Raw genomic sequence first — 15562 nt, forward strand, 5'->3', positions numbered from 1 at the left:
TCGTCCGCGGCCAAGGCTCCTGCCTTCGCAGGAGCACGGCGGCCTATGATCACGCTGCGCGCGGCTTCCTGTCCACATAGGCGACGAGATTGTCGCAGGTGCGGCTTGTTCCCTCCGCGACGCCGGTTTCGAGGAGGTGCTGGAAATGCTCGTCGGAGGAGGCGACGATCTCCAGCGTCATCCGGGTGCCGCCTGCGGCCTCGGCGAAGCTGATGGTGCCGATGAGGCCGTTGGCCTCGAGCACAAGCCGTTCGGGTGGCGCCACTTCCAGATAGGTGCCGTCGAAGACGTGCATGTCCTCGTGCACGCTGACGAAGCGGAAGCGGCCGCCCGGGCGCAGGTCGAGCTCGCATTCGGCGAGCGGCGCGCCGGTGGCGTCCCACCATAGGGTCAGGTCCTCGGGCGTGGTCCATGCCTCGAACACCATTGCGCGCGGTGCCGCGAAGTCGCGGACGAGGCGGATCGTCCGGCGAGCGCGATCGATGGTGAAGCCGGTGTCGGCAGCCTGGACGGCGAGGGACATGCTATTGCTCCTGCTTGGTTTTCTGCTTGGCCGCGAGGTGGCGGTCGAGATTGTCGAAGCGGCGCTCCCACAGCGCGCGGAACGGCTCGATCCAGTCGGCGGCGTCCTTGATCGCGTCGGCGCGCAGGCGACGCGGGCGGCGCTGCGCGTCGCGGCCGACCTCGATCAGCCCGGCGCGCTCGAGCATCTTGAGATGCTTCGAGATGGTCGGCTGGCTGAGTGCGAAGGGCTGGGCGAGCTCGGACACGGTCGCCTCCCCGAGCGCGAGCCGGGCGAGGATCGCGCGGCGGGTGGGATCGCCCAGCGCGGTGAAGGTCGCGTCGAGGCGGGATGATTCGATTGCCATGAAGCTATATAGACAAATGGAAATATAATGGTCAATCGCATCAAACGCCCCCTCTCCCAGCGGGAGAGGGACAGTGGGCCTTGACGGCGCGCTTTCCGTACCGCAGCTTCGAAACATGAGTCCGGGCCGCGGGTCGGCCGCGGGCGAAAGTAAACATGTCGACGCCGAAGTTGCCACAGGCGCCGTTCGGCGGGTCCAAGGATGGGAGAGGCAATGGCGACCCTGGCTGAACCGGAGACGGCGAGTGCGTTGGACGAGTTCCGCGCGGCTGTCCGCGCGTGGCTCGCGGAGAATTTCCCGTCGGCGCTGAAGGGCAAGGACAATGCGATGTCGGCGGTCGAAGGACCGACCGAGCTGTCGCCCGAGGAGGCCGCTTGGAAGAAGGCGATGGGCGAGAAGGGATGGGGCGTCCCGACCTGGCCCAGCGAGTATGGCGGCGGCGGCCTGAGCCGGACCGAGGCGAAGGTGCTCGCCGAGGAGATGGCGCGGATCGGCGCCTGGAACCCGATCGGCGGCATGGGCGTGATGATGTTCGGCCCGACGCTGCTCGAATATGGCAGCGAAGAGCAGAAGCGCGAGCATATCCCGGCGATCGCCCGGGGCGAGGTGCGCTGGTGCCAGGGCTATTCGGAGCCCAACGCCGGGTCCGATCTCGCCAACCTGCAGACCTTCGCCGAGGACATGGGGGATCATTACCTCGTCAACGGGCAGAAGACCTGGACCAGCGGCGGGCAATGGGCGGACAAATGCTTCTGCCTGGTGCGCACCGACAAGAGCCAGAAGCAGGGCGGCATCAGCTTCGTGCTGATCGACATGAGGGCGCCCGGCGTCGAGGTGAAGCCGATCCGGATGATCAGCGGCATGTCGCCGTTCTGCGAGACCTTCTTCACCGACGTGAAGGTGCCGAAGAAGGATCGCGTCGGCGAGGAGGGGCAGGGCTGGACGATCGGCAAGCGGCTGCTCCAGCACGAGCGCACCAACCTGTCGGGCGCGGGCGCGCGGCTGATGCCGGGCGGGCCGTCGCTGGCGGACCTCGCGAAGACATATGTCGGGACGGACGAGGACGGGCTGATCGCCGATCGCGAGCTGCGCGCCCGGATCACCCGGTTCGAGATGGACTGGCGCGCCTTCCTGCTCACCGCGATGCGGGTGCAGGCGGAATCGAAGGCGGCGGGCGGCGTGTCCGAGGTGTCGTCGATCCTCAAGACGATCGGCACCAAGCTGGGGCAGGAGCGGGCCGAGCTGATCATCGAGATCGCGGGGCTGCAGGGGCTCGGCTGGGAAGGCAAAGGCTTCACGCGCGAGGAGATCACCGCCACTCGAGCGTGGCTGTTCGGCAAGGCGACCACGATCTACGGCGGATCGACCGAAATCCAGAACAACGTGATCGCCAAGCGCATTCTGGGGATGCTGGATCATCAGTGATTTGCGCCCTCTCCCCGTCCGGGGAGAGGGCAGACGAGCGTAGCGAAGTCGGGAGAGGGGCTGGGTCGAGAGGGTGGTGGGACACACTGCCCCTCTCCCCAACCAGTTTCAGGTAAACCGTGCCCCGCACGGTTTAGGATTGTCCGGGGGACAATCCGACCTGAAACTCCCCGGTGGGGAGAGGGAGTTTCGGTATGGCCGTTCTCAGCGAAGAGCAGACGATGCTGCGCGACATGGCGCGCGAGTGGACCAGCAACGAGAGCCCCGTCGGCGCCTGGCGCAAGGTGCGCGATGCGGGCGAGGCGGCGGGGTACGATCCGTCGGTCTATGGCGAGATGGCCGGGATGGGCTGGACCGGGATCATCATTCCCGAGGCCTATGGCGGCAGCGATTTCGGCTGGCTGAGCCTGGGGCTGGTGATCGAGGAGACGGCGAAGACGCTCACCGCCAGCCCGCTCGTCGCGTCGGCGGTGGCGGCATCGGCGATCATCCTCGGCGGCAGCGAGGAGCAGAAGGCGCGGTTCCTGCCCCGGATCGCGAGCGGCGAGCTGGTGGCGACGCTCGCGGTCGACGAGGGGCCGCGGCATGACCCGGCGGCGATTGCCGCGCGAGTCGAGGGCGGCAGGCTGAGCGGCGTCAAGGCGTTCGTGGCTGAGGGCGATACCGCGGGACTGTTCGTCGTCGCGGCGGTCGATGGGCTCTATCTGGTCGAGGAGGGGGAAGGGGTTGCCCGCTCGCGACGGCACCTCGCCGACTTCCGTAGCCATGCCGAGGTGCGTTTCACCGGCGCGGCGGCCGAGAAGCTGACGGAGGGCGGGGATGGCCTGCTCGATGCGGCGCTCGACCGCGCGGCGATCCTCGCCTCCGCCGAGATGCTTGGCATGGCAGGGCAGGCGTTTGAGACCACGCTCGCCTACCTTAAGCAGCGCGTGCAGTTCGGGCAGGTGCTGGCGACCTTCCAGGCGCTGCAGCACCGCATGGCCGGGCTCTATGGCGATATCGAGGTCATGCGCTCGGCGGTCGAGGCGGGGCTCCAGGCGCTCGACGGCGGTGGCGACACGCGCCAGGCGGCTTCGCTCGCCAAGGCCAAGGCCAATGAGGTCGGCAACCTGATGAGCCGCGAGCTGATCCAGCTTCATGGCGGCATCGGTATGACCGACGAGTATGATGCGGGATTCTACCTGAAGCGGATGCGGGTGCTGGAGCAGATGTGGGGGACGGCGGCGTGGCACCGTGACCGGTTCGCGCGGTTGGGTGGGTATTAGAGAGAAGGCCCTCTCCCATTGGGAGAGGGAGGGGCCCGCTCGGCGTAGCCGAGTGGGAGGGTGAGGGTGCCCTCGCCGGCCGTAGTCACCCTCACCCTCCCGCGCCTTCGGCGCTCCTTCCCTCTCCCAATGGGAGAGGGACGGTAAGGGCTACCCCGCCGCCCTGTCGTCGAATAGGCCGAACGCCAGCGTCGAGGCGTACATCGCCACCGCGCGCTCGCGGCTCATGGTGCCGGCCCATTTGCGCATGTCGAAGGCGGCGTTCTGCAGCGACATCAGCAGTTGGCTCGCGACCAGCGGGTCGACCGGGCGGATCGAGCCCTCGGCGATGCCGTCGGAGATCATGCCGGCGAAGCGGCGCGCGATGCGGTTCGAGCGGTCGATCATCGTCTGCCGCTCGCGCGGGGGCAGGCCCGACAGTGCGGTGGTACGCAGGAGCGGGCCGTGCTCCGAGAACTGCACGTCGAGCAAGGTCGCGATCACGTCCTGCAGCATCTGCCACAAGCTGCCGCCGCGCTCGTGCGCGAGGCGCTGGGCGTCGGCGATGGTGTCGAAGCTGCGCTTGTAGCAGGCGGTGACCAGCTCGTCCTTGGCGTCGAGATGGTGGTAGAAGCTGCCCTTGGTGACGTTGAGCTCGCTCGCGATCCTGTGCACCGAGGCGCCGCGGTAGCCGAGCTCGTTGATGAGGCGCGTCGCCGCGGTCAGGAAGGCGGCGCGGCCGGGCTCGCTTTCGTCATGCGTCAGGTCGAGCAGCGCCGGCGCCCAGGCCGCGTCCTGGCGGGCGAGGCCGGTGCGGAACACGTCCATGATACGCTGCTCGACGCGCGGATATTCGTCGAGTTCGTAGCGGGTGAGCCAGGCCGACAGCCAGAAGCTGTTCTCGAGCAGCACGTGCGCGCGGGCGCCGTTGAGGTCCTTGATCGCACGGGTGGCGGGCTCGCCCCAGAGGAGGCGGGTGCGGCTGAACACCTCGCGCCAGCCGGCGAGGAGCTGCTCGCGCGCCGGCCCCTCCAGCGCGCGCAGGTCCGACAGCACCGCCAGCGGCTTCTCCTCCTCGCGGCGGATCGCGGCGAGGCGGGTCATGTTGATCTCGAGGAATTTGGCGACGCGCCGCTCCGGCGTCGGTTCCGCCATCGAGGCTGCCAGCATGTCCTGCAGCCGCTCGAGCGTATGCTCGAAGCAGGCGGTGGCGAGGTCCTCCTTGCGGCGGAAATAATAGGTGACGCTGGTGGTGTTGAGCCCGACGCGCGCGGCGACGTCGGCGAAGGTCATGCCCTTCGCGCTCTGTTCGTTGATGGCTTCGGCGGCTGCGGCGAGGATGGCGTCACGCTTCGCGCGGAACCGCTTCGTTCCCCCCTCCTCGGCCGCGCGGATCGGGTCCGGGGCGTTCATCTCCTCAATCTAGCAGGGGATTTTTGAAACCAAAGCGTCTTTTTTTGCGGGAGTGTTCGGCACGCTTGACAGGCCTTACCGAAAATCGGGTATGGCCGGAGCGGCAGAATGACGCGAGATTGAGGAGAGGCGGCCATGGACTTCACGCTGAGCGAGCGCGAGACCTATTTCCGCGACCGCGTGAGGGCCTTCATCGACCAGCACATCCGCACGCGGCAGGACGAGTATCGCCGACAGCATGACGAGGGCGATCGCTGGAAGGTGCTTCCCGTCGTCGAGGAGGTGAAGGCAATCGCCAGGGCGCAGGGGCTGTGGAACTTCTTCATGCCGCCGCATTCGGGGCAGGCCCATGTCGACGACAGCTTCGAGTTCGAGGGCACGCAGCTCACCAATCTCGAATATGCGTTATGTGCCGAGGAGATGGGCAGGATCGGCTGGGCGAGCGAATGCTTCAACTGCTCGGCGCCCGACACCGGCAACATGGAGGTGCTGCACCGCTACGGCACGCGCGAGCAGAAGGAGCGGTGGCTGCGGCCGCTGATGGACGGGGAGATCCGTTCGGCTTTCCTGATGACCGAGCCGGCGGTGGCGTCGTCGGACGCGACCAACATCGAGACTTCGATGGTCCGGGAGGGCGATCATTATGTCATCAACGGGCGGAAATGGTGGTCGTCGGGGGTGGGCGATCCGCGCTGCAAGATCGCGATCGTGATGGGCAAGACCGACACGCAAGCCAAGCGCCATGCCCAGCAGAGTCAGATCCTGGTGCCGCTCGACGCGCCGGGCGTGCGGATCGAGCGGATGCTGTCGGTGTTCGGCTACGACCATGCTCCGCACGGGCATGGCGAGGTGGTGCTGGAGAATGTCCGCGTGCCGGTCGAGAACGTCCTCCTCGGCGAGGGGCGGGGATTCGAGATCGCGCAGGGGCGGCTTGGGCCGGGGCGCATCCATCACTGCATGCGCACGATCGGGGTGGCCGAGGTGGCGATCGAGGCGATGGCGAAGCGGCTCTTGTCGCGCATCGCCTTCGGCAAGCGCATCGCCGACCATTCGATCTGGGAGCAGCGCATCGCGCGGGCGCGGATCGACATCGAGATGACGCGGCTGCTCTGCCTCAAGGCGGCGGACATGATGGACAAGGCGGGCAACAAGTCGGCACAGCTCGAGATCGCGATGATCAAGGTGCAGGCGCCGTCGATGGCGCTGCAGATCCTGGACGATGCCATCCAGGCGCATGGCGGGGGCGGGGTGTCGGGCGATTTCGAGCTGGCGGGTGCCTGGGCGAACGTACGGACGTTGCGCTTCGCCGACGGGCCGGACGAGGTGCACAACCGGGCGATCGCGCGGCACGAGTTCGGGAAATATGGGGAATATCGGGCGGATACGGCGTCGAGCGGGGATGTCGGGGTGTCGCGTTAGGCCCCAACCGTCATGCCGGACTTGTTCCGGCATCCACGGCTCAACAATTCATGCCGTCGCGGGTGGCGCGGTGGACCCCGGCACAAGGCCGGGGTGACGAAGGGAGAGGATGAAAGTGAAAGCAGCCGTCCTGTTCGAGCCGAAGCAGCCCCTCCGCATCGAGGAGGTGATCGTCGCCGATCCCGGCCCGCGCGAGGTGCTGGTGCAGACGGCGGCGTGCGGTGTGTGCCGGTCGGACCTGCATTTCGTCGACGGCGTCTATCCGCACGCGATGCCGACGGTGCCGGGGCATGAGGCGGCCGGCGTGGTGCTGGCGGTCGGCAGCGACGTCGCGCGGCTGAAGCCGGGGGATCATGTCATCAGCTTCTTCACCGCCTTCTGCGGGAGCTGCGAGTTCTGCGTCTCGGGCCGTCCGTCGCTGTGCATCGACGCGTCGGTGCGCCGGCCCGAGGGCGCCGAGCCGCGGCTGAAGCTGACCGACGGGACGCCGATCGCGCATTACCTCAACCTGTCCGCCTTCGCGGAGCGGATGCTGATCCACGAGAACGCCTGCGTCGCGATCGACAAGGCGATGCCGCTCGACCGGGCGGCGCTACTCGGCTGCGCGGTGATGACCGGTGCCGGTGCGATCTTCCACGACAGCGACGTGCGGCCCGGCGACAGCGTCGCGGTAGTGGGGGCGGGGGGCATCGGCCTCAGCGCGGTCAATGCCGCCAAGATCGCGGGCGCGCAGACGATCATCGCGATCGATCCGGTGCCGGAGAAGCGCGAAATCGCATTGAAGATGGGGGCGACCCATGCGCTCGACGCCAATGCCGACGACCTGGTCAAGCAGGTGCTGAAGCTGACCGACGGCGGGGTCAACTACGCAATCGAGGCGGTCGGGCGGGGGAACACCGCCGAACTGGCCTGGACGATCCTGTGCCGTGGGGGCACCGCGACGATCCTCGGCATGATCGCGCCGGGGGTGACGGTGAACCTGCCGGGGCCGACCTTCCTCAGCGCCAAGAAGATCCAGGGTTCGCTGGCCGGATCGACGCGCTTCCCGATCGACATGCCGCGGCTGGTGCGGCTCTACCTCGACGGCAAGCTCGACCTCGACACGATGGTCGCCGAGCGGATCAGGCTGGAGGATGTGAATGACGCGTTCGACAAGCTGCGCCAGGGCGACAGCGTCCGGTCGGTGATCGAGTTCGCATGATGGCGGAGCGGCGGACCGAACTGGAGCAGGTCGACGACCTTGATACCGGCCAACTGACCGCGTGGATGGAGGCGAACGTCGCCGGCTTCCGCGGACCGCTCCGCTACGCCAAGTTCCCGGGCGGCCAGAGCAATCCGACCTATCGTATTGATTCGCCGAGTGGTCCCTATGTGCTGCGGCGCAAGCCATTCGGACCGCTGCTGCCGTCCGCCCACGCGGTCGACCGTGAATATCGCTTGATCTCCGGCCTGCATCCGACCGGCTTTCCGGTCGCTCGGCCCTACGGACTGTGCGAGGACGAGAGCGTCATCGGCTCCGCCTTCTATGTGATGGAGCTGGTGGAGGGCGTCACCTATTGGAACGGCGCCTTGCCTGATCACACGCCCGAGCAGCGCACCGCGATCTATCACGAAATCGTCGACCGTCTCGCCCAGCTTCATAATATCGACTATGATAAAGTTGGCTTAAACGATTACGGAAAGCCGGGAAGTTACTTCGAGAGGCAGGTCGGGCGCTGGACCAAGCAGTACCGGCTCGCGCAAACCGACGACATTCCGGAGGCCGAGCGGCTGATCGAGTGGCTGCCGCGCACCCTGCCCGAGCAGAAACGCACCGCGATCGTCCACGGCGACTATCGCATCGACAACATGATCTTCGCCGACGGAGAGGCGCGGGTGAGGGCGGTGCTCGACTGGGAGCTGTCGACGCTCGGCGACCCGATGGCGGACTTCAGCTATCTGCTGATCAACTGGGCGATGCCAGCGAATGGGGCCGCCACCGTGGGCGGCCTTGCGGGGCGCGACAGCGGCATTCCGACGATCGAGGAGATGGTCGAGCGCTATTGCGCCGCGACCGGGCTGGACGGGGTGCCGGATCTCAACTGGTATTTCGCTTTTTGCCAGTTCCGGCTGATGGGGATCGTGCAGGGGATCAAGCGGCGTTTCCTCGACGGCAATGCCTCGAACGCGCAGGCGGAGGAGGCGGGGTCGCGGGTGCCGATGCTAGCGAGGAGCGCATGGGCGTTCGCGGAGAAGGCGGGGGGCATCTGATGGCGCGCTTTTCGAGCAAATCGATCATCGTCACCGGCGCGGGATCGGGTATCGGCCGCGCCTCGGCTCGGCTGTTCGCAGAGGAGGGCGGTCGGGTGATCGCTGCCGACCAAACTGAAGCGGTGCACGAGACGGTCGAGCTCATCACGGCCGCGGGTGGGACGGCAACCGCGATCCAGATGGATGCCGGCAGCGAGGAGGGTGTCGTGCGCACCGTCGCGCTGGCGGTCGAGCGGTACGGCGGCCTCGACGTGATCTACGCCAATGCCGGCATCTCCGGCGGCATGGCCGGCATCTTCGAATCCTCGGTCGAATTGTGGACGGAGGTGCTGCGCGTGAACCTCATCGGGCCGTTCCTGGCGATCAAGCATGGCGCTCCGGAGATCATCAAACGGGGCAAGGGTGCGATCGTCTGCACCGCCAGCGTCGCCGGCATCCGCTCGGGCGCAGGTGGACCGGCCTATTCGGCATCAAAGGCGGGCGTGATCAACCTCGTCCAGACCGCGGCGCAGCAGCTCACCGGGACCGGCGTGCGCGTCAATGCGATCTGTCCCGGCCTGATCGAGACGGGCATGACGCAGCGCGTGTTCGACTATGCGCGTGAGGCCGGCAAGCTCGACAAGGTCGGACGGCTCAATCCGCTCGGGCGCTATGGCGCGCCCGAGGAGATCGCGCGCACCGCGCTGTTCCTCGCGTCCGACGACGCCAGCTATATCAACGGTCAGGCGATCGCGGTCGACGGCGGCCTGTCGTCGAGCCATCCGGTGACGCGCCAGGAATTCGGCAAGCCGGCGGTGTAGCCGATCACAGGCGATGGATCCGATCCGGTGCAGATTGTTAACGGACAGTAACAATCGGTGTCCATTCTTTGCCGAATGCTGTCAAAGCACGTCTCGGCACCAGATACGATTCGGCATGAGCCGGCATTTTCGCGACCGGGCGTGTCGAATTCGGGATTTCGATCCGTAGCAAGCTTGTGGTGGAAGCTGCTTTGCGTTAAGCGAACCCCGTCGTCTGGCTTGGGCTGGGCGTCGTTGCGACGGTCCGGCAGGGCCCGAGCCTGTAACTGCGTAAGCGATTTCATCCGAGTTATCACTCTCGAAAGGGGCTGTTTTTTATGCGCGCCAGACTTCTGACGTCAGCCGCCATTGCCATGTCTCTCATCGCCACCCCGGCGCTCGCGAATCCGGCGGCTCGCCTGTCGGTTGCCAAGGCGTCGCAGGTTCGCGCCTCGTCGCCCGCCGACAAGGCGTCGCACATCGGGTCGGGCGTGCTGATCGGCCTCGCGGCTGTGGCGATCATCGCCGGCATCATCATCATCGCCGATGATGACGATGATTCGGACAGCAACTGATCTGACAGTTGCATGACATTGGCCGCGTTCAGGCGCGGCCTGAGGGATCGTCCGGTGGGTGAAGGTTATCCTTCGGTCGCCGGGCGATTTTCTTTTGTCCAGTTAAGCTTGCGTTGGTATCTTAGTTGGGATATTTTGTGCGGTGCAGAAGATGACTGCACAGTGAGGCTCGCCCGGTTCCGTGGAACTCGAGTGGGCGAGTTGCGTTACGAATCGCCTTGAGGGTTCAACCGCCGAAGGGGTTACTTTATTATGCGTATCAGGCTTATGACATCCGCTGCGATCGCGCTGTCCTTGATGGCGACGCCGGCGCTTGCCAATCCGGCTGCGAAGCTTTCGGTCGCCAACGCGCCGCAGGTTCGCGCGTCGTCGCAGACCGACGGCAAGTCGCGGCTTGCTCCCGGAGCCTGGGCCGCTGTCGTCGGCGCCCTTGCGATCGGCGCCGGTGCGATCATCATCGCGGTCGATGACGACGACGATTCCGACAGCAACTGAGAATTCCGGTCATTGACCGATTGAGGCCGCCGGTTGTTCCGGCGGCCTTTTTCTTTTGATGGTCAGGGGCCGTCCTGTCCGAATGGAAATACTGCCAGTGCTCCTACGAAGGCAGGAGCTCAGGCCGCAAGCGAACGCTCCGAGATCCAAGGCTCCTGCTTTCACGGGAGCACAAGCTTCAGCCCGATGGAATTTTATCCGCGCAGGCGGATGAGGCCTTCCTGGGCGGTGCTTGCAACAAGGCGGCCACCGCGATCGTAGATCTTGCCGCGGTTGAAGCCACGGGCGTGGCCAGACCAGGGGCTGTCGGTGACATAGAGCAGCCATTCATCCGCGCGGGCCGGTTCGTGCAGCCACACGGCATGGTCGAGGCTGGCGGTCTGCATATTGTGCGTCATCCAGGTGACGCCGTGCGGCAGCATCGCCGTGCCGAGCAGCATCATGTCGGAGGCATAGGAAATGACCGCGCGATGCAGCGCGGGATCGTCGGGAAGCGGTGCGATCGCGCGGAACCAGCTTTGATGGGCGGGTTCCGACTTTTCCGGTTTGTGCCAGGGCCGGGGCGCCACCGGGCGGATCTCGATCGGGCGGCGGCGGAGGAAGAAGGGACGCAGCTTTTCCGGGATTTCGTCGATCGCCTCGCGGCGAAGCTCCTGCTCGGTCCTTAGCTCCTCGGGCGGTGGGACATCCGGCATCGCGTCCTGGTGGTGGAGCCCTTCCTCGGGAAGCTGGAAGGAGGCAGCCATGTTGAGGATCGGCTGGCCGCGCTGCATGGCGATGATGCGGCGCGTGGCGAAGCTTCGTCCTTCGAAGTCGCGGACGACGCGGTAGATGATCGGATAGTCCTCGTCGCCCGGTCGCATGAAATAGGCGTGGAGCGAATGGGCGATCTTGCCTTCGCTGACCGAGCGCTGCGCCGATTGCAGTGCCTGTGCGATCACCTGACCGCCGAACACGCGGCCGCGCCCGCCCGGCTGGCGCGAGCCGCGGTAGAGGTCGGTGTCGAGTTCTTCGACCTCGAGCAGGGTCACCAGCTCGGCGACGATCTCCGCATCGGTGCGGCGGGGTTTGGGGAGTTCGTCGTCGGCCATTGTTACTTCCGTTCGTGCTGAGCTTGTCGAAGCACCGTTCTCTCTTCTCCCCTTCGATAGAAAGAAGGGCGGCTGTTGAGCAAGCTCGCCCTCCGGGTCGACAAGCTCAGGGCGAAGGGGGAGGGGTCAGTAGCCGGCATTCTTTGCCAGAATGTCGGCGTGGAAGTTCGCGTCGCCGAACATCTCCGCAAGCACGCGCGCCCGCTTCATGTAGAAGCCGATGTCGAACTCGTCGGTCATGCCGATGCCGCCGTGCATCTGGATGCCTTCCTGCACCGCGAGGGTGGTGGCGAGGCCCGTCATCGCCTTGGCGACCGACACCGCCTCCGCCGCCTTGTCGTCGCCGGCATCGAGTAGCTGCTGGGCCTTGAGCGTGGCGGCGCGGGCGACCTCCATTTCCGAATAGAGATGGGCGGCGCGGTGCTGGAGGGCCTGGAAGCTGCCGATCGGCAGGCCGAACTGCTTGCGTTCCTTCAGATAGCCGATCGTCATGTCCATCGCGCCGCCGCCGACGCCCAGCAGCTCGGCCGAGGCGCCGGCGCGTGCGGCGTGCATCAGGCGGCGCAGCGGATCGCGGCCGGCATCGACCTCGCCGATCACCGCGTCGGCATCGAGCTCGACGCCGTCGAAGTCCAGGCGGGCGGCGAGGCTGGAGTCGGCAAGGCGCTCGGGTGTCGCGGTGAGGCCGGCGGCGTCCTTCGGCACGGCGAACAGGGTGAGGCCGTCCATGTCCGCAGGCGCGCCAGCGGTACGGGCGGCGACGATGATGAGGTCGGCGACGTGGCCGTGGGTGACGAATTGCTTCTTGCCGCTGAGCTTGAAACCGTTGCCGGAACGCTCCGCCTTCATGGCGAAATGATTGCGATGCTTTGGGCCTTCGTCGATCGCGAGAGCGGCGACGGTCTCGCCGGTAAGGATGCCGGGGAACCAGCGAGCGGCGTGGGCGGTGCCGTTTAGCACCTCGACCGCGGCGACGGCGGTGGTGAGGAAGGGGGATGGGGAAAGGTTGCGGCCGACCTCCTCCAGCACCACGCCGGCTTCGACATGGCCGAGGCCCAGGCCGTTGTCCGCCTCCGGGATCAGGATGCCCGTGAAGCCCATCTCGGCGAACTGCTTCCACAGGTCGCGGCTGAAGCCGGTGGGGTCGTTCGCGTCGCGCAGGGCGCGGAGGTGGCTGACCGGGGCGTGCTCGGCGACGAAATCCTTTGCGGTGTCGCGGAGCATCGTCTGTTCGTCGTTGAGGTAGAGGGGCATTGCTATCTCCTGCTCCCTCTCCCCCTTGGGGAGAGGGTTGGGGAGAGGGGCGGTGCCGCGGGCGCTGGTCTCGGTGAGACCCCAACCCCTCTCCCAACCCTCTCCCCAAGGGGGAGAGGGCTTGTATATGTCACGCTCCGGGCAGCTCCAGGATCCGCTTGGCGACGATGTTGAGCTGGATCTCGCTGGTGCCGCCCTCGATCGAATTGGCCTTGGTCCTGAGCCATGCCCGTGCGGCCGCGCCATGGTAGGAAGCATCGCTTTCCCATTCGAGAGCATCGGAGCCGCCCGCGGCCATCATCAGCTCGTGGCGGGCCTTGTTCAGCTCGGTGCCATAATATTTCATCATTGACGGCTGGGCGGGATGCGCCTTGCCCGCCTTGAGCTCGTCGATGAAGCGCTCGGACATCGCCGCGAACGCCTTGGCCCGCACCTCGAACAGCGCGATCTGGGCGCGCAGCAGCGGGTCGGCGAGGCGGCCGTCGGCGTCGAGGCCGATCGTCGCGATCGCGCCCTCGATCAGCGGGTTGCCGCCGCCCGAGCCGAGGCCCATGCCCGAGATCATCTCGCGCTCGTGGCCGAGCAGGTATTTGGCGACGTCCCAGCCCTTGTTCTCGTCATGGACGCGGTTGGCCTTGGGCACCTTCACATTGTCGAAGAAGGTCTCGCAGAAGGGCGAATAGCCGGAGATCAGCAGGATCGGCCTGGTCGAGACGCCGGGGCTTTCCATGTCGAACAGGAGGAAGCTGATACCACCCTGCTTCGACTCCCTGGAGGTGCGGACCAGGCAGAAGATCCAGTCGGCCTTGTCGGCGTAGCTGGTCCAGACCTTCTGGCCGTTGACGACATAATGGTCGCCTGCGTCCTCGGCCCAGGTCTGGAGGCCGGCGAGATCGGAGCCGGCGTTGGGCTCCGAATAGCCCTGGCACCAGCGGATTTCGCCGCGGGCGATCTTCGGCAGGTGCTCGAGCTTCTGTTCCTCGGTGCCGTATTTGAGAAGTGCGGGGCCGAGCATCGAGATGCCGAAGCTGTTGAGCGGGTTGCGGCATTTGAGGCGGGCCATCTCCTCGCGCAGGATCTTGGTCTCGGCCGGGGAAAGGCCGCCGCCCCCGTATGCTTTCGGCCAGTCGGGCACCGTCCAGCCGCGCTCGGCCATGCGGTCCATCCACAGCTTCTGATCGGGGTTCTTCGAGTAATCCGCCTTGCGGCCGCCCCAGTTGATGTCGGCTTCGCCATGCGCCGGCTCACGCATCGACGGCGGGCAGTTCGCCTCCAGCCAGGCGCGGGTCTCCGTGCGGAAGGTGTCGAGGTCGGTCATCTCTCAGTCCTCATCAGGTCGTGCGCGGCCTTGGCCACGGCGATCGCGGTGTGGTCGGCGAGTGTGTCGGCGATCACCTGGACGCCGATCGGCAGGCCGTCGGGATCGACGGCGATCGGCACGCTGGTCGCGGGCAGCATCGGGAAGGTGGCGAGGCCGGGGAAGGCGAACTGCGCGCCGAACGGGGTGGGCTCGCCGTCGATCACCAGCTGGCGTTCGGCGAGCGGGGTCGGGTCGTGCGGGAAGGCGGTGACGCCGAGCGTTGGCGTGATCACCGCGTCATAGTCGGCGAACAGGCGGTTCCAGCGGCGGCGGTTGCGGGCCTGGTGGTCGTGGAGGTCGAACCATTCGGCCAGCGTCGGCGCCGGCTTTCCCTCGGGCGGGACGCCGCGCGTGATCGCGATGTTCAGCATGTGCATGTAGTGGCGGTGCTGCTCGGCGAGGTCGGGCAGCAGCGGGCTGTCGCGGTCGACCCTGGCACCGGCGCGCTCGAAGGCGCGGGCAAGGGCATCGAGCGCGTCGCGGATCGGGGCGGCGACCTTGGCGGAAGGGTGGCCGTCAAGGATCAGCACGCGCCATTCGCCAGGCTCGCGCGGAGCGGGTCTGGGGAGCGGCTGGCTGGCCAGGATGTCGAGCGCGAGGGCGAGATCGTCCGGATCGCGCGCCAGCGGGCCGATCACCGCCATCGCCGCGCGGGCGCCGTCGGTACGGGGGAAATGATGGCCTTCGGAGGAGAGGGCGGCATAGGTCGGCTTGTGGCCCCAGACGCCGTTGAAGGCGGCGGGGACGCGGATCGAGCCGCCGATGTCGGAGCCCAGTTCCAGCGCGACGTAGCCGGCTGCCAGCGCGGCCGCCGAGCCGCCGGAGGAGCCGCCCGCGACCCGCTCGGGGTTGTGGGGGTTGTTGGTACGGCCGTAGACAGGGTTGTCGGCCTGGAGGTCGGCGAGCGCCGGCGGGACGTTGGTCTTGCCGAGGATGATCGCGCCGGCGTTCTTGAGGCGCTTCACCGCCTCCGCATCGGCCGTGGGCACATAGTCGCGATGCTCGACGAAGCCCCAGCTCGTGGGGAGACCGGCGACGTCGAAGCTCTCCTTCACCGTCATCGGCAGGCCGAGCAGCGGGGTGCGTTCGCCCTCCATGATGCGGCGGTCGGCCGCGTCGGCGGCGGCGCGAGCGCGGTCGAAATCGCGGACGACGACGGCGTTGATCGCGGCGTCGCCGGATTCGATGCGGGCGATGGCGGATTCGACCTCGGCGCGGGCGGAGGTTTCGCCTGCCGCGATGGCGGCGACGGTTTGCTGGACGGTTTTCATCGTTTAGCCCTCTCCCCTCTGGGGAGAGGGTTGGGAGAGGGGGAGGAGCCTCGCAGAGACCGTCGCCTGCCGCACTGCCCCTCTCCCAACCCTCTCCCCAAAGGGGAGAGGGCTAAT

General features: G+C 67.0%; 15 protein-coding genes. 8 read left to right on the forward strand and 7 right to left on the reverse strand.

Annotated elements, in window-relative coordinates:
- Positions 1 to 49: 49 nt before the first annotated feature.
- Positions 50 to 523 carry an SRPBCC domain-containing protein gene (locus AC2YHA_RS04030; protein ID WP_487400462.1) on the reverse strand — a complete coding sequence of 158 codons (474 nt, stop codon included), beginning with the start codon at positions 521 to 523 and terminating at the stop codon, positions 50 to 52.
- Position 524: 1 nt separating this feature from the next.
- Positions 525 to 869: an ArsR/SmtB family transcription factor gene (locus tag AC2YHA_RS04035; protein WP_487400463.1), complete on the reverse strand. Its 345-nt coding sequence runs from the start codon at positions 867 to 869 to the stop codon at positions 525 to 527.
- 213 nt (positions 870 to 1082) lie between these two features.
- On the opposite strand from AC2YHA_RS04035, the gene AC2YHA_RS04040 reads away from it, so the two are divergent.
- Positions 1083 to 2294, forward strand: a complete 1212-nt coding sequence (locus tag AC2YHA_RS04040; RefSeq protein ID WP_487400464.1) for an acyl-CoA dehydrogenase family protein — start codon at positions 1083 to 1085, stop codon at positions 2292 to 2294.
- Between the two features lie 194 nt (positions 2295 to 2488).
- Positions 2489 to 3559: an acyl-CoA dehydrogenase family protein gene (locus AC2YHA_RS04045; RefSeq protein WP_487400465.1), complete on the forward strand. Its 1071-nt coding sequence runs from the start codon at positions 2489 to 2491 to the stop codon at positions 3557 to 3559.
- 150 nt (positions 3560 to 3709) lie between these two features.
- On the opposite strand, the gene AC2YHA_RS04050 is transcribed toward AC2YHA_RS04045, so the two are convergent.
- Positions 3710 to 4951, reverse strand: coding sequence for a TetR/AcrR family transcriptional regulator (locus tag AC2YHA_RS04050; protein WP_233782754.1), 1242 nt, complete (start codon positions 4949 to 4951; stop codon positions 3710 to 3712).
- Between the two features lie 135 nt (positions 4952 to 5086).
- Between AC2YHA_RS04050 and AC2YHA_RS04055 the strand changes: the two genes are divergently transcribed.
- The 6 genes from AC2YHA_RS04055 to AC2YHA_RS04080 all read left to right on the forward strand — a co-directional run bounded on the left by AC2YHA_RS04055 (position 5087) and on the right by AC2YHA_RS04080 (position 10469).
- Positions 5087 to 6370 (forward strand): acyl-CoA dehydrogenase family protein, encoded by a 1284-nt coding sequence (locus AC2YHA_RS04055; RefSeq protein ID WP_487400466.1) that lies wholly within the window; start codon positions 5087 to 5089, stop codon positions 6368 to 6370.
- Between the two features lie 115 nt (positions 6371 to 6485).
- Positions 6486 to 7571: a Zn-dependent alcohol dehydrogenase gene (locus AC2YHA_RS04060; protein WP_487400467.1), complete on the forward strand. Its 1086-nt coding sequence runs from the start codon at positions 6486 to 6488 to the stop codon at positions 7569 to 7571.
- A complete protein-coding gene (locus AC2YHA_RS04065; RefSeq protein ID WP_487400468.1) occupies positions 7571 to 8620 on the forward strand; it encodes a phosphotransferase family protein in 1050 nt (349 codons plus the stop codon). Before AC2YHA_RS04060 ends, AC2YHA_RS04065 begins: the two co-directional genes overlap by 1 nt.
- Positions 8620 to 9420: an SDR family NAD(P)-dependent oxidoreductase gene (locus tag AC2YHA_RS04070; protein WP_487400469.1), complete on the forward strand. Its 801-nt coding sequence runs from the start codon at positions 8620 to 8622 to the stop codon at positions 9418 to 9420. Before AC2YHA_RS04065 ends, AC2YHA_RS04070 begins: the two co-directional genes overlap by 1 nt.
- 353 nt (positions 9421 to 9773) lie before the next feature.
- Entirely contained in the window at positions 9774 to 9974 is a 201-nt protein-coding gene (locus AC2YHA_RS04075) for a hypothetical protein (protein WP_487400470.1), read from the forward strand.
- 252 nt (positions 9975 to 10226) lie between these two features.
- Positions 10227 to 10469 (forward strand): hypothetical protein, encoded by a 243-nt coding sequence (locus AC2YHA_RS04080; RefSeq protein ID WP_233782748.1) that lies wholly within the window; start codon positions 10227 to 10229, stop codon positions 10467 to 10469.
- Positions 10470 to 10663: 194 nt separating this feature from the next.
- Here AC2YHA_RS04080 and AC2YHA_RS04085 read toward each other — a convergent pair whose 3' ends face one another.
- The 4 genes from AC2YHA_RS04085 to AC2YHA_RS04100 all read right to left on the reverse strand — a co-directional run bounded on the left by AC2YHA_RS04085 (position 10664) and on the right by AC2YHA_RS04100 (position 15445).
- Positions 10664 to 11560 (reverse strand): acyl-CoA thioesterase, encoded by an 897-nt coding sequence (locus AC2YHA_RS04085; protein WP_487400471.1) that lies wholly within the window; start codon positions 11558 to 11560, stop codon positions 10664 to 10666.
- A 126-nt stretch (positions 11561 to 11686) separates the two neighbouring features.
- Positions 11687 to 12814, reverse strand: coding sequence for an acyl-CoA dehydrogenase family protein (locus tag AC2YHA_RS04090; RefSeq protein ID WP_487400472.1), 1128 nt, complete (start codon positions 12812 to 12814; stop codon positions 11687 to 11689).
- Positions 12815 to 12944: 130 nt separating this feature from the next.
- Positions 12945 to 14132 (reverse strand): acyl-CoA dehydrogenase family protein, encoded by a 1188-nt coding sequence (locus AC2YHA_RS04095; protein WP_487400473.1) that lies wholly within the window; start codon positions 14130 to 14132, stop codon positions 12945 to 12947.
- Positions 14129 to 15445: an amidase family protein gene (locus AC2YHA_RS04100; RefSeq protein ID WP_487400474.1), complete on the reverse strand. Its 1317-nt coding sequence runs from the start codon at positions 15443 to 15445 to the stop codon at positions 14129 to 14131. Before AC2YHA_RS04100 ends, AC2YHA_RS04095 begins: the two co-directional genes overlap by 4 nt.
- Positions 15446 to 15562 lie beyond the last annotated feature (117 nt).

It is taken from the genome of Sphingomonas sp. SRI_018 (assembly GCF_057586275.1).